The organism is Arthrobacter sp. B0490, assembly GCF_002929355.1.
Classification (GTDB): domain Bacteria; phylum Actinomycetota; class Actinomycetes; order Actinomycetales; family Micrococcaceae; genus Arthrobacter_D.
This window is the reverse complement of sequence record NZ_PJIR01000011.1, coordinates 71433-91095: the sequence shown is the minus strand read 5'-3', so window position 1 is coordinate 91095 and position 19663 is coordinate 71433. Positions and strand designations below refer to the sequence as shown.

The window sequence follows — 19663 nt, the reverse complement described above, 5'->3', positions numbered from 1 at the left end:
TCGAAGAACGCGAGCTCATCCAGATCCATCTCCGGCACTACGGATGTCGGGTTACCGGGGGGAACCAGGCGGTTCCACACGTGGTCCGTGTAGGCGGCCGTGGCTGTTCCTTCGTGCCCGCGAAAGATGGCCTGGCTGGTGGCCTGCAGCAGTGCCTGCACGCGTGGGTGGTGGTCGGTCAGAGAGTTGAGCGGCGAGGGAATCCACACAAGATTGGCCATGAAGGAATAGATCCATGGGTCGGTTCCCCCAACTCCGCCGTCGGCTAGGTTGCGCCAGATATGGCAGGCCGTAAATCCGCGCCATGCCTTGCCGTCCGTGTAGATGTGATCAGCCGCAGCGATGACAGGTAAGGCAAGCGGCAGTTTTTTGATGATGCTGTTGTCATCACGCAGGTACCCGTCCTCGCGTGGGGCTCCCCAGGATTCGGGCCCCTGATCGTATCGGGCGGAGCGGTCGCGGATGCACCACGGCGTCATGGTCGGCAATAGTGCGTACCCGCTGGGGTGCCACCAGATACTCAGCCGTTGCAGCAGCTGGAGTGTCAGCCGCCAGTGTGGGCCGTCATCGTTACCGGCTGCCATCTCGGTGTTGATGCCGCGGGTCAGGTAGCTGGCGATGCCGGTGGCGCGCGGGGCGGCGGCCGCAACCGGGTCTTCAGCCGAAAGGCGGTCGAGCTCGGTGGCAAGTTCCACCTTCCCGTCCAGTCTCCTCAACATGCTCTCCTACCACCGCTCAGCCACCCATCACGAGGTCAGCATTTCCAACTACCAGCCGACCAAGCCAAATCTACAAGGCAAATCTCCGGCAAGAGCCGCTGGCGCACCGGTCGGAACTTTGGCCCAGCAACCTCCAACACCGCGCACGGAGCGACGAGGTAGCGAGGGGTTTTTGCAGTTAAGTTCCCCTCTGTGCGTTTTCACATTTCAATATCTTTTCTATCAAATGGCGTCGCTAGGATCTTTTATTAGATTACATTTATGATTCCTAACCTCTCAGGTTCGATCCGCGAGGGTTGTGGCCGTGTGCATGATTTGACAAAACGCTACGCATACTGATCAAAGTTGAGTTCCTTCCATTCTACGGTTTCGTATTCCGTAGTTCTGATTTCACCATTATCAAACGAAGGTCGAGATACGGTCTTTTGGACTGCAACAAAGCCATAAGCATCCCCTTGATTTGAGAAAAATCCATCCCCATCTTCGTTGACTAAGGGCACCGACCTTGTCTGCTGTATTTCTATCGAGGCATCGATTACTACGGAAACTCCTGTGACAGTTCGAAGGAGCCTTACGTCTTCAACCTCGAGGCCAAGATGGGCAGTATGGCGAGGGCCGGGATCGCCCGTGAAGTAGGGGTGTTTTTCAAGTTCAGTTATCGCTTCGTCATCGAGGCGTTTTTGGATCTCGCCAACAGTCCGAACTAAGTCATGTTCTGAAACCGTCCACAAGCTGGTACCGAAAAGAACTTCGAGTACTCCCACTGCAATTTTCTGTTTTTGAGAAAGATGTGCACGCAAATGCATCGTATCGCCGCCTATCTCAATGATGTGGTGATCCGTGATCTCATATTCGAGCAATGACTTATCTAGGAGTGCCAACCTCTGAATAAGTGCGGGTGCATGTTTCATCACGGCTTCAGCGTCCTTGGGGTCACGAAGATCACTTATAGTGACCTCAACCAATCCCTTGGCGAGGTGCCCACTCTTGTGAAATTTCTGAACGCCTTCGATCACTTTAGTGCGGAAGCTTTCAGCCTCTACAAGACGGTCCATTTCAAAGGGTATGGGTCGAAATCCCTTGTTGTTCTTTCTTTTGTTGCATGGATCGCATATAGGAGCAAGATTACTAGGATCATGACGGTTGAAATGCGATGAAAGCGAAAATTTCGTTCTGATTTCATCAAAATAGTCGTCATCAAACGACTGAGGGACGATGTGGTCTATTTCAATATCAGTGTACTTTTGCGGCGTGTAACACCGGTAGCAACGCGTTTTATACAACTCGTAAAGCTCGAGCCTCAACACTGCATTGTCATTGGTGTATGTCCATGTGGCTTTCATCAGGCTGACCCCTCGGCAAAAATTTCTCTCATGACACGAAGTCATCCTGCATATGAACAGTACACGGCGACGAATAGACGTGAGTCCTGCCATCCCCAGCTAAATCGAAGATGATCCCTCTTCCTTCAATACATAACCAATGCTAGAGCGTAGGATCTGAGTTGGTGCGAAGTCTGCTGGTGTTCACAGAGGGGCGCGCGGCTCCAGCAGGCTAGGCGTGTTGCTTCTCAAGCGGTCCAACCCTTAGCTCTCGCATCAGCAGCGATCGCTAGCTTGTCCACAATGACCTCAGGTTTCATCCGTCGACCGAGCGAAGCGAGTGCCGCTCTGCTTTCATGCGGCAATGCCGACATCGATGAGCTTCACGATGAGCTCGAGTCCGTGCTCCGCAAGAGTGGCTAACAGCGCGCGTATATCACTTCCAAGGCGGCGGCTCGTCGGTTCCGTATGCCTTCACCTAAACTTCGAGCCTAAGGACTGAGCACGAGCTGATCATGGGTGTTGAGTGTGTCTTCTCATTGGATGATCCACCGCATAAGTAGCCATGCCGGACTGGGTAAGATCAAGCTATGAGATCCGTGGAGTTGATAAGGGAGATAATTTGAGCGATAAACCAGCAATGAACGATAAACCAGCAACGCTGGCTACTGCTCTGCTTCACGCAGCTCATGAAAATGCTAGGACGGCCTTCAGCGGAAAAGACTCAAAGGCGTTTCATTCGCGCTTGCAGGCAGCGGTCCAGGTTGGGAGCTCCATTGAGTACTTACTGAAGTTTTTACTTGTTTCAGAATCACCACTTTTGGTTGCGGAAGTAAGGCCGTCCAACGTTAAGTCAGCAATTCAGGCTCGCATTGCTTTGTCACGTGACTTTTATGGTTCTCATTTGGCCGATGTGAAGTCTTGCAGCGTGGACGACGCTTTCTTGATGGTGCAGGAAGTTCTGGGGCTTAGGCTCCTGCGGCAGACGGAGTTGCTGGCCGTTACGAGGGCGCGTAACGCCGCGATCCATCTGGCGGTAGTTCCCGATTCTGGAGAGCAAGAAGACAATCTTTGTACGATGATTTCTGCGTTTGAATACGCATTTCGGAACCGGCTACCAGCTATCTTCAGTATGTCGGAACGCGAGGTGATGAGAAGGTATGTTGAGCGGCGCATGGAGGTCCGGTACGAAGCAGCGGAAGAAAAGGTTCGCCCTGCGAAAAAGGAGGCGTTCGGCCAAATTGATGCTGGCATACTCAGTGAGAGAATGATTGCGCGCCAGAGGGATTTTTTGGATTCGCAGGCTGAGCATATTTTTGGCGCAGATATGCGGTTGTGGAATGGAGAGTTTCCGACGACGAGGAACTTCGTGTGTATGCGGTGCGGGCGCCAAGGAATCGCATTGTGCTGGGCCGAGGGTGTTTCCTTTGATGAGCATACCCCCGGCCCCAGGGAAATTATTGAGGAGGACGGCGATGGAGGCGTTGGCCTCTATGGGATGGCTTTCGCTTGCTCGTGGTGCGGGCTCACACTCACATCGAACGAGTTGTTGGCACTCGACAGTAAAAAGGATCCTTGGGCAGCCAGCTTGATGGAGCCGCATCCGATGACTGAAGAGCAGTACGTCGCTGAGCCGGAGCCATACACCGTGAAGCTTCTTCAGTGACATGGTCGAATCGTAAAGAAGACCTCTGGAGCTCAGCTGTATGAATCGCAGGATTGCTGACTGTGCTTGAAACTTAGGTCCGTGCAGGACTGCGAAGGGACGCACGCTGGGGCTCCGAGCGCTGGGGCAGGTTTTTGGGGGTTCCGGTCAGGAGGGTGTGTGTGCGGCCCAGTGCTGTGCGAGCCACTTCCGCTGTCCTTCGGTCACGACGACGTGAAGCTTCTGCCCGTTGAGGCTGTGATAGGCGTCGTACTGGTCCAGTTCGGGTTTGACGCAGATGCTGAGGGATTTCGGGTCGACGGTGAGGAATCCGAGGTCGAAGAGCCGGTGTACGTCCCTGCGGAGGAGCAGGCCGCCCTCGGAGTCATGGACTCCTGCGGAGGCGTAGCTGTACAGATGACCGGCCTCAAGAGTCGGAAGCGGTCCGTGGCCGGTGAACGCGCAGACGGCTCCGTACTTGTCGATGAGTGATTTGCGGAACTGCTGCTGTCCGATACGGACTCGGACGGTCCGTTCGTGGTGACCGCCAAGTAGCCGGGTCGCGGATGAGGTGATGGAGTCGAGCGCAGGCCGGAGTCCCTGTGCCGCGACCGCGTTCCGGAAGGCGTCCCACCGCAGTGGCCGCATGCTCTGCTGCGATGCCGGGTCCTTGCACAGAGCACGGAGCTGGGCGCCGGTAAGGACTCCTTCCAGGTCTACCCAGGCGACGTCATGCCGGGTCTCGTAGGTGGTGACTTCCTTTCGGATGGTGTCGGGGTGATTGAACGTCTCCTTGCACGTGTAGCACTTATAGGTGGGCAGCATGCTCCTGCGCGCCTTGATGCTTGCCTTTTTGCAGTTGGGGCACCGGTTGAGTGTTTTGACTGTTGCCCCATGATGAATGTCCTCGATGACGGAGGCGCCGATGGAGGTCTTTTTGTCCCACAGGACGATTGCATCCCCGGGGGTGAGGTCAGCGTGGTGAGGGACGGTGGAGTCCCACCGGTATGTGGCCCGTGCATCGTCGCCGTAGCCGTCATTGCCGCCGTGCTGCCGGTCCTCGCCGACAGTGAGCAAGAGCCATGACTGTGCCGCTCCGTAGGGGGTGGCATCGGTCATGGCGGTTGGTGCTGCCATATCTAGAAACTGCCTTTCAGGTGAAGGGTGGTGGGACTATTGGCCGGCCGGGTGGTACCGGTGGCGGTTTCGTCTGTTGCCGGTGAAGTCACCGCGAGTCCCAATCCCGTGTTCTGCGGGAAGTGCTGCCGGTGACGGCTTTTTGCACCGCGGCCGGCTCACCCGAGGAGCAAGCACTCCCGAGATGGCTACCGGGCCCGTCGGTGCCCTTGACTCGTGTCATCGGTGGACGGTCGATCCGAAGCCTGAGTATCACAAGCGTCAGCGCCAGTGTTCACGGTGCGCGGTGAAGTAGGTGTGGGAGGAAGTTCGCTGGTCCCACTTGGCGATCATTCGGCCGCGAAGATAGTCGGTAAAGTATCGTCGCGCTTCCTCGTCGGACAGTCTTCTGGTTTTCTTGATCCGTCCATCCGGGGCAACCACGATCATGCCGCGTTCGAAGAGCTCGTCGCACCCGAACCTGCACGCAAGCATCGCGACGGCGGGAATGTCGGCCTTCTCCTGGTCGGTGCAGAGACTCCGCTTTTTGATGTGGGCAGCTACCAGGAAGTCTTTCGAGAAATCCCTGCCGCACAGTGCGCACTGGCCGGAGCCCCCTTTGAGGAGGAACTGTCGAAGGTAGGCCTGCTCGGTTCGGCGTCTGGTCAGGTAGCTGACGTCGAATTCCTCCGAGGTCCAGGTCATCTGCTGTGAGGATGCCGGCGTCGGGGGAGGGGGAGGCTCCTGGCCGCTCATCTGAAGGTATTCGAGGATGCGGTCGCTCTGGGCCGGGGTGAGGACGGAGAACTCGCGGGTGGGGAAGGGCAGGTCCCTGAGTGCTTGATCGATGCGGGTGTACGGGATGGTGATGTCCATGGGCTGGTTGAACGCGTACATGTACTCCCAGGACGCGCTGTGCCCGTTGGCTGTCGTCTTGGGCGCCCACAGGGTGTCGGCGAGTCCGGCGCTGCGGAACTTGTGGGTGACCCTGCCGACCTTGAACACCTCGCTGTCCCCGGTGAAGAGGATGGTGTCGCCCGAGCTGATCCGGTCCCATCGGGTCTTCAGCTGCCCGCGTTCCCCGGCGGTGGTACCCCAGAGCGGCACTGTTCCTGAAGGATGAAGGCCGGTCAGCTGCTGCTGGTCTTCCGGGGCAAGGTAGGAGGCTGTCTCGGTGAGGGATACCGGATTGTCGACTGTGCGGGCGTAGTTCTTCCGCGCCACGGCGTTACGGGCTGGTTGTACGATCACCAGGGACATCAATGGATCCGGTCTCTTCGGGGAATCTCTGCTCGTTCACCCTGATCTTATGGGCGACAGCCTCATCAAGATCCACGCCGGTCGACTGCGCCAGGTAATGCAGATAAATGGAAACGTCAGCCAGCTCGCCGGCAAACCTATCCCTGTTGTCGTCGCTATCCAGCCAGTGGCTCACCTGGTTGTCCGGGACCCACTGCAACAGCTCGGCGGCCTCGCCAACCTCACGGACCAGTGCGAGCAGGACGCTACGGGGAAGATGATGGACACCCCAATTGCGACGGGCAGCGAACGAAGCAAGAATCTGGCCTGTGTCTCGGGACTCCATCCCAGCATTTACTCACACCCACTCACCCGACCACACCCTCATGCGCAATCCACCGCATTCACTCCATACGCGCAGTAGGCGCCCAGGCCGCGCCGGCGTCTCCTTCGACCAGGCAGGGAACCTGCATGCCGGTCGTGAGCTCGAGACCTTGAGCCTCCGATTCCATAGCGTAGGTCACTCGGCCGACCAAACTTCCTTGGTCTGACCAGGGGACGTCGACCAGAGGTGTCTTGTCCGACCGTCTCGTATCCCATAGGTTGCAAGACACCAGGACGGGCTGCAGTTCTTCGTCACCCACCGCGCTCTGAGTGTGGCGACCTGATCCGATGGCATGAGGTAACGGCCGGTCTAGCGCTAACCAGATGGGTCCAGTTAAATGGAGAAGGTCCAGATACCCAAGGGAACCTAGACCTTCTCGCAATCCTTTTACGGAGAGACCTGCCTCCGCTTTCATTGGATAGTCTACACAACATGACAACTTCCGTCCAACCCGTGCCGCCCCTATTCACGGCTGCCATCACAGCCATCTCGGGGGATCGATTCGGCCCGTACCTACGGGCCGCCGGTGGTGACGCGGTTAAGGGGCTGCAGCTCTATCACTGGAACATGCGAGTCTCAGCTGCCCTTTATGAGACACTGCACATCGTCGAAATCGCCCTTCGCAACACGATCGACGAACAGCTGTCAGCTTGGAATCAGACTCAGACGAATAGCGCCACAGGTCAAGCCCGCTCTGCCCATTGGCTGCTGGAGCCGGCCCCGCTTCTAGAGCGCATCGTTCGTCGGGAAAAGATCGCGGAGGCGACTGAGCGGGCTGTGAAGCACATTCAGCGACGAAGAGTTGGTAGTCATCCTCGACACGTGCCCGCTCACTGTGACGTTCTGGCCCAAATGATGTTCGGCACCTGGCGATTCGTCCTAAAAGCACCGACTGGAGGTCGCCCCGACCCAGGTAGCGTCCTTCTGTGGAGGGATGTACTCCCCAAGGCTTTCCCTGTCATGACTAGGCAGCCGCACCAACTTGTAGATGACGTCGTGCGCATATACGAGGCGCGTAATCGGATCGCCCACCTTGAGCCCATGCTCGACAGCCAGCAGGTTCGCGAAATTCGCGATTCGGTGGGGCGAGTCCTTGCAGACATCGGCGTGCTCCTCCCCGCCTGGTTTAACAGCCAGGAGACGATCTCGAGCATCTTGGCCAAGCACCCAACCCACCCCATCCCATAGGCGTGGTGGGTTTATAAGTTTCAGGGCTTAACAGCCAATTGAACTGAGGAAATCGTAGGAGTTGGCTCCCGTGACCAAGTTCATAGGCTGTGTTGGTTAGTCACAGTGTCAGCTGTCTGTTGGTGTGCCCGGTAACCTGGGCCGGTCCTGCATGCCGGCCGAGCGAGTTTTCGATGAGGGATCGTTGTCATGAGGTCTGCCCACAAGATCTGCTCTCACATCGGTCCGCATCACCAATCTGACCCTAAGTGCGAGGCATGTCGCCTCGTCGTAGGAAGGCCCTACCCACGGTGAGGTTCGCATGCACATTAGCAGGATGAGTAGACGCCATTTCGTCCTGGCGACGTCTCACGATGGAAAAAAAGTTTCCCTGAACCTTGCCGTCGATCACAGCGCCGTGCACGAGGAAGGGCTTGTTCTCTTCACTTTGAACGGGTACCTCGATCAGGAGTAGGTCCCCCTCACCATGGTGGAGAAGCTCGACCCGAAGGTCTTCGATGGGAGGCACAATTCTGACGTCCAGAGCTTGTACGTACCGTCGTCGGATAGTTTGATCTCGAGGCATCGGTGTGACATCACTGATCACGTCTACTCCGTTGCGCTTTCGCGTGGCTAGCCCGAAAACTAGCACGCCCCCTTCATCCGTATTCGCGAACTGAGCGACCCACTGAGCTAGGCGAATCTTGCCAAGTTCTGTGTCCAGATCGGCGTGCTGACGCTTTGCCTCGAGCCACGCGCCTTCGGGCTGGCCTAGTAAAGCCATGACATGTCCGGCTCGTACTAAATCCGCGACCGTAGAGCGCGTCACATCGCCTGACGACGCATAAATCAGCGCTTGAACATCCAGGGCATCCTTGTACAGGTCGGTCAAGTAGCGAGCGCGTGGATTAAAGCCCAGATAAATCGAAAGTAACCAGTTGTTGTCCGTGTAGTCGTCCGCGCTAACACTTGAGAGTGAGAAGCGCTTTCGGTCGAGGAGCGGAGCGATGAGGTTCTCCACCTTGAGCTGCTGAGCCGCGCTGTCACCTTCAGGCAGTGTCATGAAGCACTCGATCCCGAGGAGAAGCTCCCTGCCATCCATCGAGAGCTTTACGTTCGAGTGGGGAAAATCTGGAACATCGCGCACGTCAAGATTTGAAGGTGCTTCACCCGTATGTATAACAAGGTCAGACGGCGAGTACCCTAGGTGTTTCTCAAGTCTTCGATACATCTGCCTCAGGTGCGTTGCGCTGATGCCATGTAGGTCTCCCTCCAAAACATCGAGAGCGTCGTTCCTATCTCTACGCTCGGCGCCGTTGAGGAGCCAGTAATAGCCGTCTTCGTCGGCTTGGATATTCCCAAAACTGAATCTCATGTCCTTGAGCACTGGCAGTCAGGCCGCGTTGGTGACGTGCGGGCTGAGCGGACACCACATCATGGATTGACGCCTTCGCTGCTAGCACTAACACCTGGTGTTACGGGCGCCGATTCTGCCCTAGCCGAGTCCAAGGGTGCGCGCCGGGTGCGGCGCGTTGCTGCTGGACCGTTGTTGAGACCGAGCTTCTTGAGTTCGTCTTCGCTCCATCCGTCCTTGGTGGCGCGGACATAAGCCCTTTTGTCCTCGCGTTCGGCTTCCGCGAGCTGCTCGCGCAGCTCGTCCACACGCTTACGTGCGATCACCAGATCGGTGACGGATGCGATGCGGGAGTCGAGGAGTTTGCGTGCCTGGTCTTTGATGGTTTCAAGATCAATGGTTGCCATGGTTATTAGCCTAACGTTGGGCGCGGATGACCGTCACGAGCCACAGCTTTCATCGGCCGGCGGGGTAGTCGTGGAGGTACCCGTTAGCAGGGTCATTGAACCAGTCTTCGATGTCGCCGGAGTCGTACCGGACTGTGTTTCGTCCGAGTATGAAGTAGGGCGGTCCGAGGTTGGCCCGGCGCCACTGGGCAAGCTCCTGGCTTGTCACGCCGTACAACTTGGCTACGTCCTTGGGTGCCATCATCGTGCCCACCATGAGTCCCTCTTTCATCTTTGTCCTGCGTTCCTTTCGGCAACGCCGTCATCACTTGGACGCGAAGTGAATTGGCAAGGTGGAGAGGTCGGACCGTGGAATACCGGAGCGGAGCGAGGATATGCCGCGAAAGCCGTCCTCGGAGCCTTGCAAAGAGAAGGGCGGACAGTACATTCACAAGCCGAAACGGAACGGCGCAGCCGTGGGGATCAATCCAGACGCGAAGCGTCGCACCGCTTGCTCGGACACCCCACCCGACATACACCGCCGGGAAGAGTTATCTCAGCCACCTGCGGAGCAAGCTATGTATTTATGTGCCATAAACGCGCATTCCGCTGGCGCCTGCGGCTGGGCGGTGACACACTTGGGGTGTGGGGCCCTCCGTTGGAGGGGCGCTGCGCTGGGCATAAGGATCAAGGGCGGGGAGTGCTGGCAGTGTCTGAGCAGGGGAGCGAGAGCCAGGAGCAGGAGCCCGCTGCGCGTCTTCCTAGTGCCGCCAAGCGGCATGTGTGGTCTTCCCGGCGCAAGCGCATCGAGGGCAGGACCGTGTACGTGCGGGTTTCGATGTCAGAGATGGAGCGGGCTCAGCTGCTGCAGCTGGAGGCTCAGACAGGTTTGTCGCCGTCCGCGATCCTCGTCGATGCCGCGCTTGGTTCCGGTGACCCCGCCGTGCTGACGGTCAAAAAGCAGGAAGTTGTCACGCTGCTGGAGATTCGCCGTCTGGTCGGAACAGCGGCGAACAACATGAACCAGCTTGCACGCCACGCGAACGCTACCGGCGAGGTCAAAGACAATGCCCTGGCGTCCGTGCAGGAAGCACGCCGACTCATGCGCCAGATCGAAGCAAAGATGTACGAGTTGAAGCCGTGATTCCGAACATCACGAAGGGCTCCCGCACCGTAGGTCTGATGAAGTACCTGGTCGGTCCGGGCAAGCGCAACGAGCACACCGACCCGCACCTCGTGACGGGCAGCCCGGTCATCATGTCGTGGTTCGACGACGCTCAGATCAACGACCAGTCCGCGGTCCTGGTCGCTGATGAAATCGACCTCAACAAGCGCATCAACGACGTCGAGATGGACAGCCACGTCTGGCACTGCTCACTGTCACTGCGCGCCGACGAACGCCCTGTCAGCGACCGCGAGTGGGCGGACATGGCGGAGAAGTTCATGGACGACGTGGGCTTCACTGGAAGCGACGGCAAAGCACCCTGCCAGTGGGTTGCCGTGCACCACGGCACGAGCACTGCGGGCAACGATCACATCCACATCGTCGCCTCCCGCGTCCGTGAAGACGGCACGAAGTGGAGCGACTGGTCCGACTTCCCGAAGGCACAGGCCGCCGCCCGGAACCTCGAGAAGCAGTTCGGACTCATTGAGCTGGGACAGCACTCCGAGCGCGGCCTGAAGCCCGCCGAACAGCTGACCGACCGCCGTACCGGGAACACCATCGAACCAGCCCGTCACCGCATGGAGCGCGTCGTCAGGGCTAGTGCTGTCGCCTCTGAGAGCGAGGCTGAGTTCGTGCGCCGGCTACGCCGCCAGGAACTGCTCGTCAGTGCCCGCTTCGCTGACGGTGGCCGCTCTGTCGTCACCGGCTACTCCGTCGCGGAACGACCACCCAAAGGCATGGATCCGGTGTGGTTCGGCGGTGGGAAACTCGCGAAAGACCTGACCCTGCCGGCGCTGCGCACCGCATGGACCGACACCCCGGAAGCGTCGCAGGAAGCGGCCGAGGAGTGGTGGGCGGCTAAGCGCCACCATAGGATTGTGCACAACCAAGCACCTGACATGAGGCGTGGCATCCGCGCATCCATGGTCGGCGGCGTAGCCGTCGATGAGGTCGCGACCAGGAAGCTTGCACTGGACATGGCAAAGGCACGCCGAGTCATGTCGCAGGTCGACCCGAGCGATCACCAGACGTGGGCGCACGTCGCCCGTGAAGCCTCTGGAGTGTTCGGCGCCTGGTCCAAGGCCACTGAAGCTGAGCCCGGGCCCCTAGCTCACGCCTCGCGTGTGCTGGCCCGGTCCGCACACCGATCAGGGGTGACCATCAGCAAACCCGTGAATCCAGGACTGCGGATGGCCGGCACCACGGCGTTCCTCCTCGCAGCGGCCACTGCCCCGTCACCGGTCGCGCAGACACTCATCATGCAGCAGATGCTCCGCACCATCCGGCTCCTGCACGACATGCAGGCCAGCAACAAGGAGCTACGCGAAGCGACCCTCCTGACCGAGACGGTGCGCGAGCACCTGAGCATCGTCGGAGCACCGCTGCCCGAGGTCCCCGAGCCGCGACTGCCGGCGCCAGCGACAACACAGGAGCCTGCGGTCGGCGTGGAGCGGAAAGCGGTGCCTTCATTGACTGAGGCCAAGCCCCCGCAGCGAGTACAGCGGCTCTCTGAGCACTACGAGGCAGAACTGCACATGTCGGATCAAGGGATAGGGAGATAGCGCATGAACCATGACACACCCGATGGGGCAGAGGGCCTGTTCCGGCCGCAGCTGCAGTCCGCCCTTGCCGTCGCAGGAAGGCTCGGTGAAATACTCGCCCGGCAGCGCGCAGAGCGGAACGAACAAATGCTGCGCGCCCAGGACGCCGAGCGTCGACAGCTCCAAGAACGGTTCGAAGCCGAACGCGCCGTCATGCGAACCCAGCTCGGCGCCGTCTACCAACCACAGTTCTGGGAATCGGCCAGACCTGAGGACATTGCCTCCCAGTACGCCCTGGCACAGCAGTGGGAGCCGTTTGATGACATGGCCCGCCTGTCCCGCGAACACATGCACGACGAGATCCATGCACGATACAACCTGACTCCCGAGGAGTACCTCGAGGAGCACGGACAGGCACTCCGGCAGGTGGCAGTGGACGTTACCCCTGACGGACAGGAAGCAACCACGAATCGGGACGCACAGCGCGACCACGCAGAAGCCGAAAGGAAGTCAGCGGTCGTCGCGGCCGGGGACCTGCAGAATGACGTCGACACGCAGAACGCAGCAGCTAGCGCCGAGGAACTGTGGGACTCAGGTGACCGTAGGACGAAACACGCAGAGTTCCTCACTAAGAGGGTCGGGATCACGGACATCGGGCGCGACGGTGTCGCCGCTGTTCTGGCCGCCGACCTCAGCAACGGCACACCACCCTCCGCTGCAATAAAGGCCGGCCGGCATTCGTCCCGTCGCGAGGACGGAATTGAACCAGAGCGCGTGACGGAAAAGCATTTTGGCCTTGAATAGAGTGCTCGCAGCCACCCGGGCACCGGTCCACGAATGCCGCTACACCAATACGTCCAAACGTCAAGGCTTCAGGGATTTGTTTCCTGCTTGCACGACCCTCTCGACAGGAACCTTTTTGGGAGATTTTGATTCGACGTCACCGAACGTCAGAACCCTGACCAATAGCGGTTCACGTTTCTTGAATCATACCCAAATCTTCGCGCATCAGCCGTTCAAGTTCTCTTCGCCTTTGGTAAAGGATATTTGTAGCTTTGCTTACTTCGTCGTGTCTCGATCCTGACTCCTTAGTGGCACGTACAGCAGATATTTCGTTGCTCAGGGCAGTCAGAACCTGCGAGACTCCGCTGGCAACATCGGGTGGTGCGTAAAGAGTCAGCCACCCGGCATTCAGCTCGCGAGTCAGCTCCCAAATTCCTGTTTCGTCTATTTTATAGCCCCGATAATACTCATTCACTAACAAATTGGCTTCACGTACCTTGGCTAAAAATGTGGTATAAACCTCGACTTTACGGTCGCGGAGCCACTGAATATGTTCGAGCTCTCGCTGGTGTGCGAATTGCATCCTGGCGATCTCTGCCGCTGACTCGATAGATGTCCTCGTGTTCTTGCGGTTGAAACCGCCCGCGATGAAAGCACCGCCCAAGCCAGCAATCACAGCGCCCACGGCCGCCACCACCAGTCGTATTGTCTCCTGATCCATAGCAGTCAGTATTTCACTGGATCCCATGCTTTCGCCATGGCAACGGCAACGTATTAACACGAACTGCTACCGAACATCCCGTTGAGCTTGCAATTGTTCCAGTTTTGCTAGGTTTCACAACTTAAGTGCGATGTAACTTAACACTTTGTCGGCTGCAAGACGCAGGTTATGTGGCTCTGCGCGTTGAAGCACGGATGGCGGCTACTGGCACACGTTCGCGGCCTCATCGAGGATGCACAGCATTGAGACGGCCAGGCGGCCGCCGGGCTGGGTAGCTGTGTATTCCTCGGCCGCGGTAGCTGTCGCCACAGTCCGGGACGTCACCAAAGGCCTGCAGTGCTGGCACCTACCTTGGACAGCGCGTAAAGGGTGTGCTGGTCGCGGTTGAATTGCCCGGTAACGTTCCAGTTCTGATGCGAGTATCCCGCCTCTCTTATTCTGGGCTGTAGTCGAGGCTCGGCAGCGTGCTTGAACCTCTGCCTGTCAATGGGTGTTGCCCGGGGTGGTCTTTACCTTTTTTCCGAGCCTGTCCATCATGTAGGCGGCAGTCAAGGACATGACTGGCCAAGCCACCTATTTCTCCCCGCTCTGATTATTCGAGTCGGCAAGGAATAGACGCAGCGCTTGAACGGGTTTCGATATTTCCTCGCCGTGAGAAAAAAGCACCCGGGCGAAATCTAGTTGAGCGACTTTTTCCAGAGATTTCTCTGCTAGAGCCTGGTCCTCCGTAAACTCTGTGGGTGGTCGTGCCAAATAGCCCTTGAGCGTGTCGACCAAATCGCCCATGAAAAGCACTGACGCCTGATCGTGAACAAGACATATGTGCCCAGCGGTATGGCCTGGTGTACTTATCGTACGCAGCACTTTCACGAAGTTTCCTTCATGCAATCCAGCTATCTCCCCCTCAAAGTGGGACTGTGCTTTTATGCTCTGAACGTCAGCCGACCCAGCCCATACCTTAGATTTGTGAGGTATCTTGGCAACCACCTCGGTGAGAACTCCAAAGTGATCGCGATGGGCATGAGTCACTATTACATCAGATATGTCGTCCCAGTTTGCTAGATTTCGCACGAGGGCCGCCTCAATTTGCTCTAAGCTCCTCGCTTTTCCGCTACCGTCATCCTCAGCATAACCGGCGTCGACCAAAATCAAGCCGTTTTCATGGCTGACCAGGAAACAGTGCACCTCCAGTGAGTCTTCTTTATACAAATACTCTATCTTCACCGGATCGATAAGGTTGATATTTTTCATCGTAATATAGCGCCTCGCTTGTCGCTGGCTCGTCAACTGCGGTTTTTACATCCATTGTTGCTGGTTTCAGTTTCCGCCGGAGGTTCTGGCCCGTCAATGTCCAACCGCGGAAAGCGGCCCAGGCACCTGGCGAGGCGCCACAAGCTGCTTGTGCTGCACTGGATCACCGCTGCAAACTTTGGATGCAGTGCGGGGCCTAGGAGGCCGCCGGGAGGCAGTATGTCCGTGTCGCTGTAGGCAGGGCCGGCGACGGTGAGTCCTACCGGCATATGCAGGTCCGCGGCGATGCCCATGGGCACGGTGACGGTTGGTATGCCGAGATGTCGGGGCCCGATGTTTCCGTTGGAAACCCATACGCCGTTGCGCCAGGCGATGTCTGCAGATGCGGGCTTTGTGTCGCTGTCCGGGGGTCCGACGTCGGCTGCAGCGGGGAAGACGACGGCGTCCAGGCCAAGCCGGTGCATCCATTGTTCGAGGTCGGTGCGTCTCGTCTGCTCGAGACCGTGCAATCCTTTCTCGAGGTGAGGGATCTCGGTCAGCGTTGGCCCTGTGTTGCGGTGGATGTGCTCGGGGTACTCGGCTATGTCGTCGTCGAAGCCTGTGTAGCGGTCGTGAGGGGTGCCGTCCGGCACGGGGAAGATCTGGCTTCCGTCGACGTCGGCCAGAGATGAAAGGTGTGGGTCATTGTTGGCCTGCAGAAAGTCGTGCCAGGCCCATGCCGAGAGGTCGACGATCTCGCTGTGCAGGTATTCGGGGCTGACGAGTCCTCTGGTGCTGATCGTCGGGGTGCCGGGCCGGTCGCCTTCGTAGTTGGACACGACGGGGAAGTCGACCTTGATGACTTCGGCGCCAGTTTCCTCGAGGTCGGCTCGCGCCTGCTTCCATAGGTCAATGATCGACTCCCGTGTCTCGATGCGTTGGCCCGTCGGTCCTCCGATGCCGGGGGAGGGCCTGGTGCCGGCTTCGGTGTCGGCGTTGATGTACAAGCGGGGGACGCCGAGTCATTTGCCGGCGAGGACCTACCGTGTCTGGTTCGGTGTCTTCGGGCTGAGCTCGGTGTAGCTTCTGGGGCGTAGCTCGGATGTGGGAGGTATGGGAATCCGGGGCTGTGCACGCCAGAAGCCGCCACGCGTTTGGGGGTCGTCGTCGACAATGATGTCGAGGATGAGCCGAGGAGCCGCTGAGCCGCTGAGCGTCTGACGCTCACACTCCCGCAACTGCAACGGGCCGCAGGATGGCTTGCCACGGCCTCTGGTACGCTGCACCAACCGCTAAGAACTCAGCCCCTCAGCACTAGTCGTTCCATGAGTTCCAAAGTCATTGGCGATCAGCTGGAGCGCCACACAGCCCTTACTATGGGCAAAGCGAGCCGCCTCGTTGCCGAACTTTTGTCTCCTGAAGCAGGTACAGCACCATCGTCCTACGCCGCTTCACAGGAGAACCTAAGAAGATGTCATCTACTAGTTGCCATTCCCTCTGCTAGGGCAGTCGCCTAACATTTGCATATCAGTGCCATCCCGGAGGCACAGGAGTCGTGATGTTTATGCAGGGTCATCATCATCAACCAGCCGTCCTGGTCGTCGACAATTCACGAATCATGAGAGAGGCCCTGGTCGGCCTGCTGACCAACACAGACCATTTGGGACCCGTAGCAGCTACGGATACCCGGCTACTCCCACTCGCTCATGCTTTCTCAGTACCGGACGTCGTCCTCCTTCCATGGGCCGGAGCTAGCAGCCTTGATATGGTTTGCGAGATCGCAGCTCGCCTGCCGCAAACCTCAGTGATCGTCATCGGTATCGAGGAATCCGAAGATAAGGTCCTCCCGTGCATAGAAGCCGGTGCAGCGGGATACATGGCCGCAGACGGATCATGCGAGACGCTCGTAGCTTTGATCCACGGAGTTCTCGACGGTGAGACGCAAGCCGCACCATTCATAATTGGGGCCATGACGCGTCGGCTAGGAGTTCTGGCCGCACGGCACCACGAACCGGGACTAGGGCTAACTCACCGCGAGGACCAAGTCCTTGATCTCGTAGCCAAAGGGTTGCCCAATGACGAGATCGCAGAACGTCTTGGATTGTCCGTCCGTACTGTCAAAAACCACCTGCATAGCATTTTCACCAAACTTGGTGTGAGCCGCCGTGCTGAGGCCGTGGCGGTCGTCCATGGACGACCACCAGCGTTTGGGAATGGCCAAGCATGCACCGATCCATAGGCTGGGTGTCCAGCGCTGCTCGCTAAGGACCAGTACTCGCTGAACGGGTACTGGTACCCCAGCTCTATGGACACCCGCCGCCATCTGGGATCAGGATGCTGCCACCACACCTGATCTGAGGAAACGCCATGACCATAGTGCCAACGCACCCCGGGCTTTACCTCCTTGAGGTCCCCAGTGGGTTGCATCCCATCGCCGGAGCATCCACTTCGAACACCGCCTTTATCGACATATTCCGGCAGGGGCCCGTCGGAGTCGCAACGCGGATAAGCAGCCTGGAGGACTTTCAGCGCACCTTCGGCGACCTCGATCCCTCGATCCCTGGGACGATTGCCGTCTCGCAGTTCTTCCTTAATGGCGGCACTACAGCATGGATCGTCCGCGTCACGACACAGGAAGCCGTAGCCTCCAATTACTTAATTACTGTCAACAACAAACCCCTATTGCGACTTACCGCTGCGAGCGAGGGCGCCTGGGGAGACACAATTCAGTTTGGGGTCTCGGAAGGCAGTACCAACGAGCTGTTCACCTTGGTCTTACGCCGCGTGATCAGGGTAAACGGTGCCGAGCGCGTGATTAGCAACGAGGTCCATCGCGACGTGTCTATGGAAAGTACTCACCAACGATGGGTTACCAAGGTTCTAAAGGCCAACAGCACTCTGGTACGCGGTTCTGTGGAATTCACTCAGCCGCAACAGCCCGTCAAAGTGCCCTTGCCAGACCCGGCGATAGTGGACTTGACGACTGCGGCTGAATTGTCCAAGTTGTCAAACCCCCTGTACAAGCCCCTCGGGGGAGGAAAGGACTCCGTTACGCCCACTGAACCAGCGCTCAGCGGGGGACTGGATCCGCTTAGGCGGATTGATCCTTTTTCTATAAATATCTTGTGTGTGCCAGCAGCGGCCATCATGGATGAAAAATCCCAAGACCTGAGGACACCTCAACTCGATACCCTTGCGAGCAAGGTGTCAACTTTTTGCGATGAAGAGCGATGCTTTTATCTGTTGGATATTCCGCCCTTCATCCAGACCACGGCGGACATGACGGCATGGCTAGGAGCAAATAGCGCCGTGCGCGACAAAAACGCCACTGTTTACTTCCCTCGCACGATGATTAGCGATCCGACAGACCCTCGTACACTTCTGGATGTCGCTCCTTCAGGGACAATCGCAGGATTGATGTCCCGAGTCGATGGACAACTCGGCGTGTGGCGAGCCCCCGCGGGGACCTCGGCGCAGTTGCGCGGTGTATTGGACTTGGCCAGCGGTCCACTCAATGACTCCGACAGTGGAGCGTTGAACCCTATAGGAGTCAATGTCATCAGAACCCTTCCGGTGGTCGGCACGGTTTCCTGGGGAGCTCGGACCCTCCTAGGAGCTGACATCCAGACAAGTGAATGGAAGTACACGTCCGTCCGGCGCACAGCGCTTTACCTAGAACAAAGCCTCATCGACGGACTGCGGTGGGTCGTTTTTTCGCCCAATGACGAACCATTGTGGTCTCAGATCCGACTGAACGTCACGTCATTCATGCAAAGCCTTTTTCGCCGCGGAGCTTTTCAAGGAAAAACACCGGCGGAGGCATACCTCGTGCGTTGCGATGCGGGAACCACGACACAGGCGGACATCGATCGAGGCATTGTTAATATTCTGGTCGGATTCGCGCCCTTGAAGCCTGCGGAGTTCGTGGTGATCTCGTTGCAGCAGATCGTAAACCCACCGGAGTGAGAGAGCAGGAGTGATGGCCGAATTTACCGTCAACGCCCAGCGCGAAGACCCTTATAAGAATTATAAGTTCCGCATGAAGTGGGACAACAAGTATGTTGCCGGAATCAGTAAGGTCAGCGGCGCCAAGCGCACCACCGAGGTGGTCAAACACCGCTCCGGTGGTGATCCCAGCACCAGTCATAAGAGCCCGGGCCGATCCGAGTTTGAGGCCCTGACCTGCGAACGAGGCATTACTCACGACCTCGAGTTTCAAAACTGGGCCAACCGGGTCTGGAACTTTGGAGCCGGACCTGGCGCGGAAAGCTCGCTCAAGGACTTTCGCAAGGACCTCATCCTCGAGCTGTACAACGAGGCCGGACAGGTCGCGATTTCTTGGACATTGCACCGCTGCTGGGTATCTGAGTGGAAGGACATCCCCGACCTAGATGCCAACGCCAACGCCGTAGCCATAGACACGCTCAAAATAGAGCTCGAAGGGTATGAGCGGGACATGTCCGTGGCCGAGCCGGCCGAACCTTCGCTACCGGGTTAGACCATGGAACTCCTAGCGGGCGCAGCTTTGTTGCAGGCATGGGAAGAAGGCGCGGGATTACTCGATGGGCCACGGACGGAAGTCCTCCTCAACGCAGCCTACGGACCCGCCAAACCACCGTGGTGTGACCAGCCGTTGGGGTGGAGAGACGCCGCTCTGCTGCGGCTGTACCGAGCCGGCCGATCCGGCGCATTGGAGACAATCACTGATTGTCCGGCATGCGGAACCGTCTTGGAGTTCGCCCCCAACCTCACCAAAATGCTCGCCGTATATTGCGGCGAGAGGCCGGACTTAGAGTGGTTCACCGTAAATGCGCTGGGGGGTGCCGTGGAGGCTCGGAATCCCAACGTTACTGACCTAGCAGCCGCCTCGGCAGGTCGGGACTTAGAGGA

At 58.3% G+C, this 19663-nt stretch carries 18 protein-coding genes and 1 pseudogene; 8 read left to right on the top strand and 11 right to left on the bottom strand.

Annotated elements, in window-relative coordinates; translation table 11 throughout:
* Together CXQ97_RS15200 and CXQ97_RS15195 are read right to left on the bottom strand one after the other, a co-directional pair.
* On the bottom strand, positions 1-695 hold a 695-nt coding region (locus tag CXQ97_RS15200; protein ID WP_146069674.1), incomplete at its 3' end, for a hypothetical protein.
* A 350-nt stretch (positions 696-1045) separates the two neighbouring features.
* The gene (locus CXQ97_RS15195) at positions 1046-2062 is read right to left on the bottom strand and encodes an HNH endonuclease (RefSeq protein ID WP_181035100.1); all 1017 of its coding nucleotides are present in this window, start codon (positions 2060-2062) and stop codon (positions 1046-1048) included.
* A 601-nt stretch (positions 2063-2663) separates the two neighbouring features.
* On the opposite strand from CXQ97_RS15195, the gene CXQ97_RS15190 reads away from it, so the two are divergent.
* Entirely contained in the window at positions 2664-3707 is a 1044-nt protein-coding gene (locus tag CXQ97_RS15190; RefSeq protein ID WP_146069673.1) for a hypothetical protein, read from the top strand.
* A gap of 147 nt (positions 3708-3854) precedes the next feature.
* Here CXQ97_RS15190 and CXQ97_RS15185 read toward each other — a convergent pair whose 3' ends face one another.
* The 3 genes from CXQ97_RS15185 to CXQ97_RS15175 form a co-directional block, all read right to left on the bottom strand.
* Positions 3855-4823 carry an HNH endonuclease gene (locus CXQ97_RS15185; protein WP_146069672.1) on the bottom strand — a complete coding sequence of 323 codons (969 nt, stop codon included), beginning with the start codon at positions 4821-4823 and terminating at the stop codon, positions 3855-3857.
* A 261-nt stretch (positions 4824-5084) separates the two neighbouring features.
* On the bottom strand, positions 5085-6062 hold the full coding sequence (locus CXQ97_RS15180) for a hypothetical protein (protein ID WP_181035099.1): 978 nt from the start codon (positions 6060-6062) through the stop codon (positions 5085-5087).
* Positions 6031-6387, bottom strand: a complete 357-nt coding sequence (locus CXQ97_RS15175) for a nucleotide pyrophosphohydrolase (protein ID WP_104181708.1) — start codon at positions 6385-6387, stop codon at positions 6031-6033. The genes CXQ97_RS15180 and CXQ97_RS15175 overlap by 32 nt, the downstream gene beginning before the upstream one ends.
* 1080 nt (positions 6388-7467) lie before the next feature.
* On the opposite strand from CXQ97_RS15175, the gene CXQ97_RS19930 reads away from it, so the two are divergent.
* Positions 7468-7614 carry a hypothetical protein gene (locus CXQ97_RS19930; protein WP_181035098.1) on the top strand — a complete coding sequence of 49 codons (147 nt, stop codon included), beginning with the start codon at positions 7468-7470 and terminating at the stop codon, positions 7612-7614.
* A 244-nt stretch (positions 7615-7858) separates the two neighbouring features.
* On the opposite strand, the gene CXQ97_RS19595 is transcribed toward CXQ97_RS19930, so the two are convergent.
* Genes CXQ97_RS19595 through CXQ97_RS15160 form a run of 3 tightly spaced genes read right to left on the bottom strand, consistent with a single transcriptional unit; the run spans position 7859 to position 9625 of the window.
* Positions 7859-8968 carry a hypothetical protein gene (locus CXQ97_RS19595; RefSeq protein ID WP_146069670.1) on the bottom strand — a complete coding sequence of 370 codons (1110 nt, stop codon included), beginning with the start codon at positions 8966-8968 and terminating at the stop codon, positions 7859-7861.
* Positions 8969-9027: 59 nt separating this feature from the next.
* Positions 9028-9354, bottom strand: a complete 327-nt coding sequence (locus tag CXQ97_RS15165; protein WP_258062639.1) for a hypothetical protein — start codon at positions 9352-9354, stop codon at positions 9028-9030.
* A 49-nt stretch (positions 9355-9403) separates the two neighbouring features.
* Positions 9404-9625, bottom strand: coding sequence for an AlpA family transcriptional regulator (locus tag CXQ97_RS15160; RefSeq protein WP_104181706.1), 222 nt, complete (start codon positions 9623-9625; stop codon positions 9404-9406).
* 417 nt (positions 9626-10042) lie between these two features.
* On the opposite strand from CXQ97_RS15160, the gene mobC reads away from it, so the two are divergent.
* The 3 genes from mobC to CXQ97_RS15145 are packed head-to-tail and all read left to right on the top strand — an operon-like array spanning position 10043 to position 12843.
* On the top strand, positions 10043-10477 hold the full coding sequence (gene mobC, locus CXQ97_RS15155) for a plasmid mobilization relaxosome protein MobC (protein ID WP_258062638.1): 435 nt from the start codon (positions 10043-10045) through the stop codon (positions 10475-10477).
* Positions 10474-12060, top strand: a complete 1587-nt coding sequence (locus CXQ97_RS15150) for a relaxase/mobilization nuclease domain-containing protein (RefSeq protein ID WP_104181705.1) — start codon at positions 10474-10476, stop codon at positions 12058-12060. The genes mobC and CXQ97_RS15150 overlap by 4 nt, the downstream gene beginning before the upstream one ends.
* Before the next feature lie 3 nt (positions 12061-12063).
* Positions 12064-12843, top strand: coding sequence for a hypothetical protein (locus CXQ97_RS15145; protein ID WP_104181704.1), 780 nt, complete (start codon positions 12064-12066; stop codon positions 12841-12843).
* A gap of 169 nt (positions 12844-13012) precedes the next feature.
* Here the strand turns inward: CXQ97_RS15145 and CXQ97_RS19590 are convergent, their stop codons facing one another.
* The 3 genes and pseudogenes from CXQ97_RS19590 to CXQ97_RS15130 all read right to left on the bottom strand — a co-directional run.
* Positions 13013-13543 carry a hypothetical protein gene (locus tag CXQ97_RS19590; RefSeq protein WP_146069669.1) on the bottom strand — a complete coding sequence of 177 codons (531 nt, stop codon included), beginning with the start codon at positions 13541-13543 and terminating at the stop codon, positions 13013-13015.
* Between the two features lie 573 nt (positions 13544-14116).
* Positions 14117-14794, bottom strand: coding sequence for an MBL fold metallo-hydrolase (locus tag CXQ97_RS15135; RefSeq protein WP_146069668.1), 678 nt, complete (start codon positions 14792-14794; stop codon positions 14117-14119).
* 215 nt (positions 14795-15009) lie between these two features.
* Positions 15010-15960 (bottom strand): annotated as a pseudogene (locus CXQ97_RS15130) (amidase); the annotation flags it as partial.
* Between the two features lie 371 nt (positions 15961-16331).
* Between CXQ97_RS15130 and CXQ97_RS20645 the strand changes: the two are divergent.
* From CXQ97_RS20645 to CXQ97_RS15115, 3 genes are all read left to right on the top strand, one after another.
* Complete coding sequence (locus tag CXQ97_RS20645) at positions 16332-17012, top strand: response regulator transcription factor (RefSeq protein ID WP_104181701.1); 681 nt, start codon at positions 16332-16334, stop codon at positions 17010-17012.
* 128 nt (positions 17013-17140) lie between these two features.
* Positions 17141-18739 (top strand): phage tail sheath C-terminal domain-containing protein, encoded by a 1599-nt coding sequence (locus CXQ97_RS15120; RefSeq protein ID WP_104181700.1) that lies wholly within the window; start codon positions 17141-17143, stop codon positions 18737-18739.
* A gap of 13 nt (positions 18740-18752) precedes the next feature.
* Positions 18753-19271, top strand: a complete 519-nt coding sequence (locus CXQ97_RS15115; RefSeq protein WP_104181699.1) for a phage tail protein — start codon at positions 18753-18755, stop codon at positions 19269-19271.
* Positions 19272-19663: the final 392 nt, after the last annotated feature.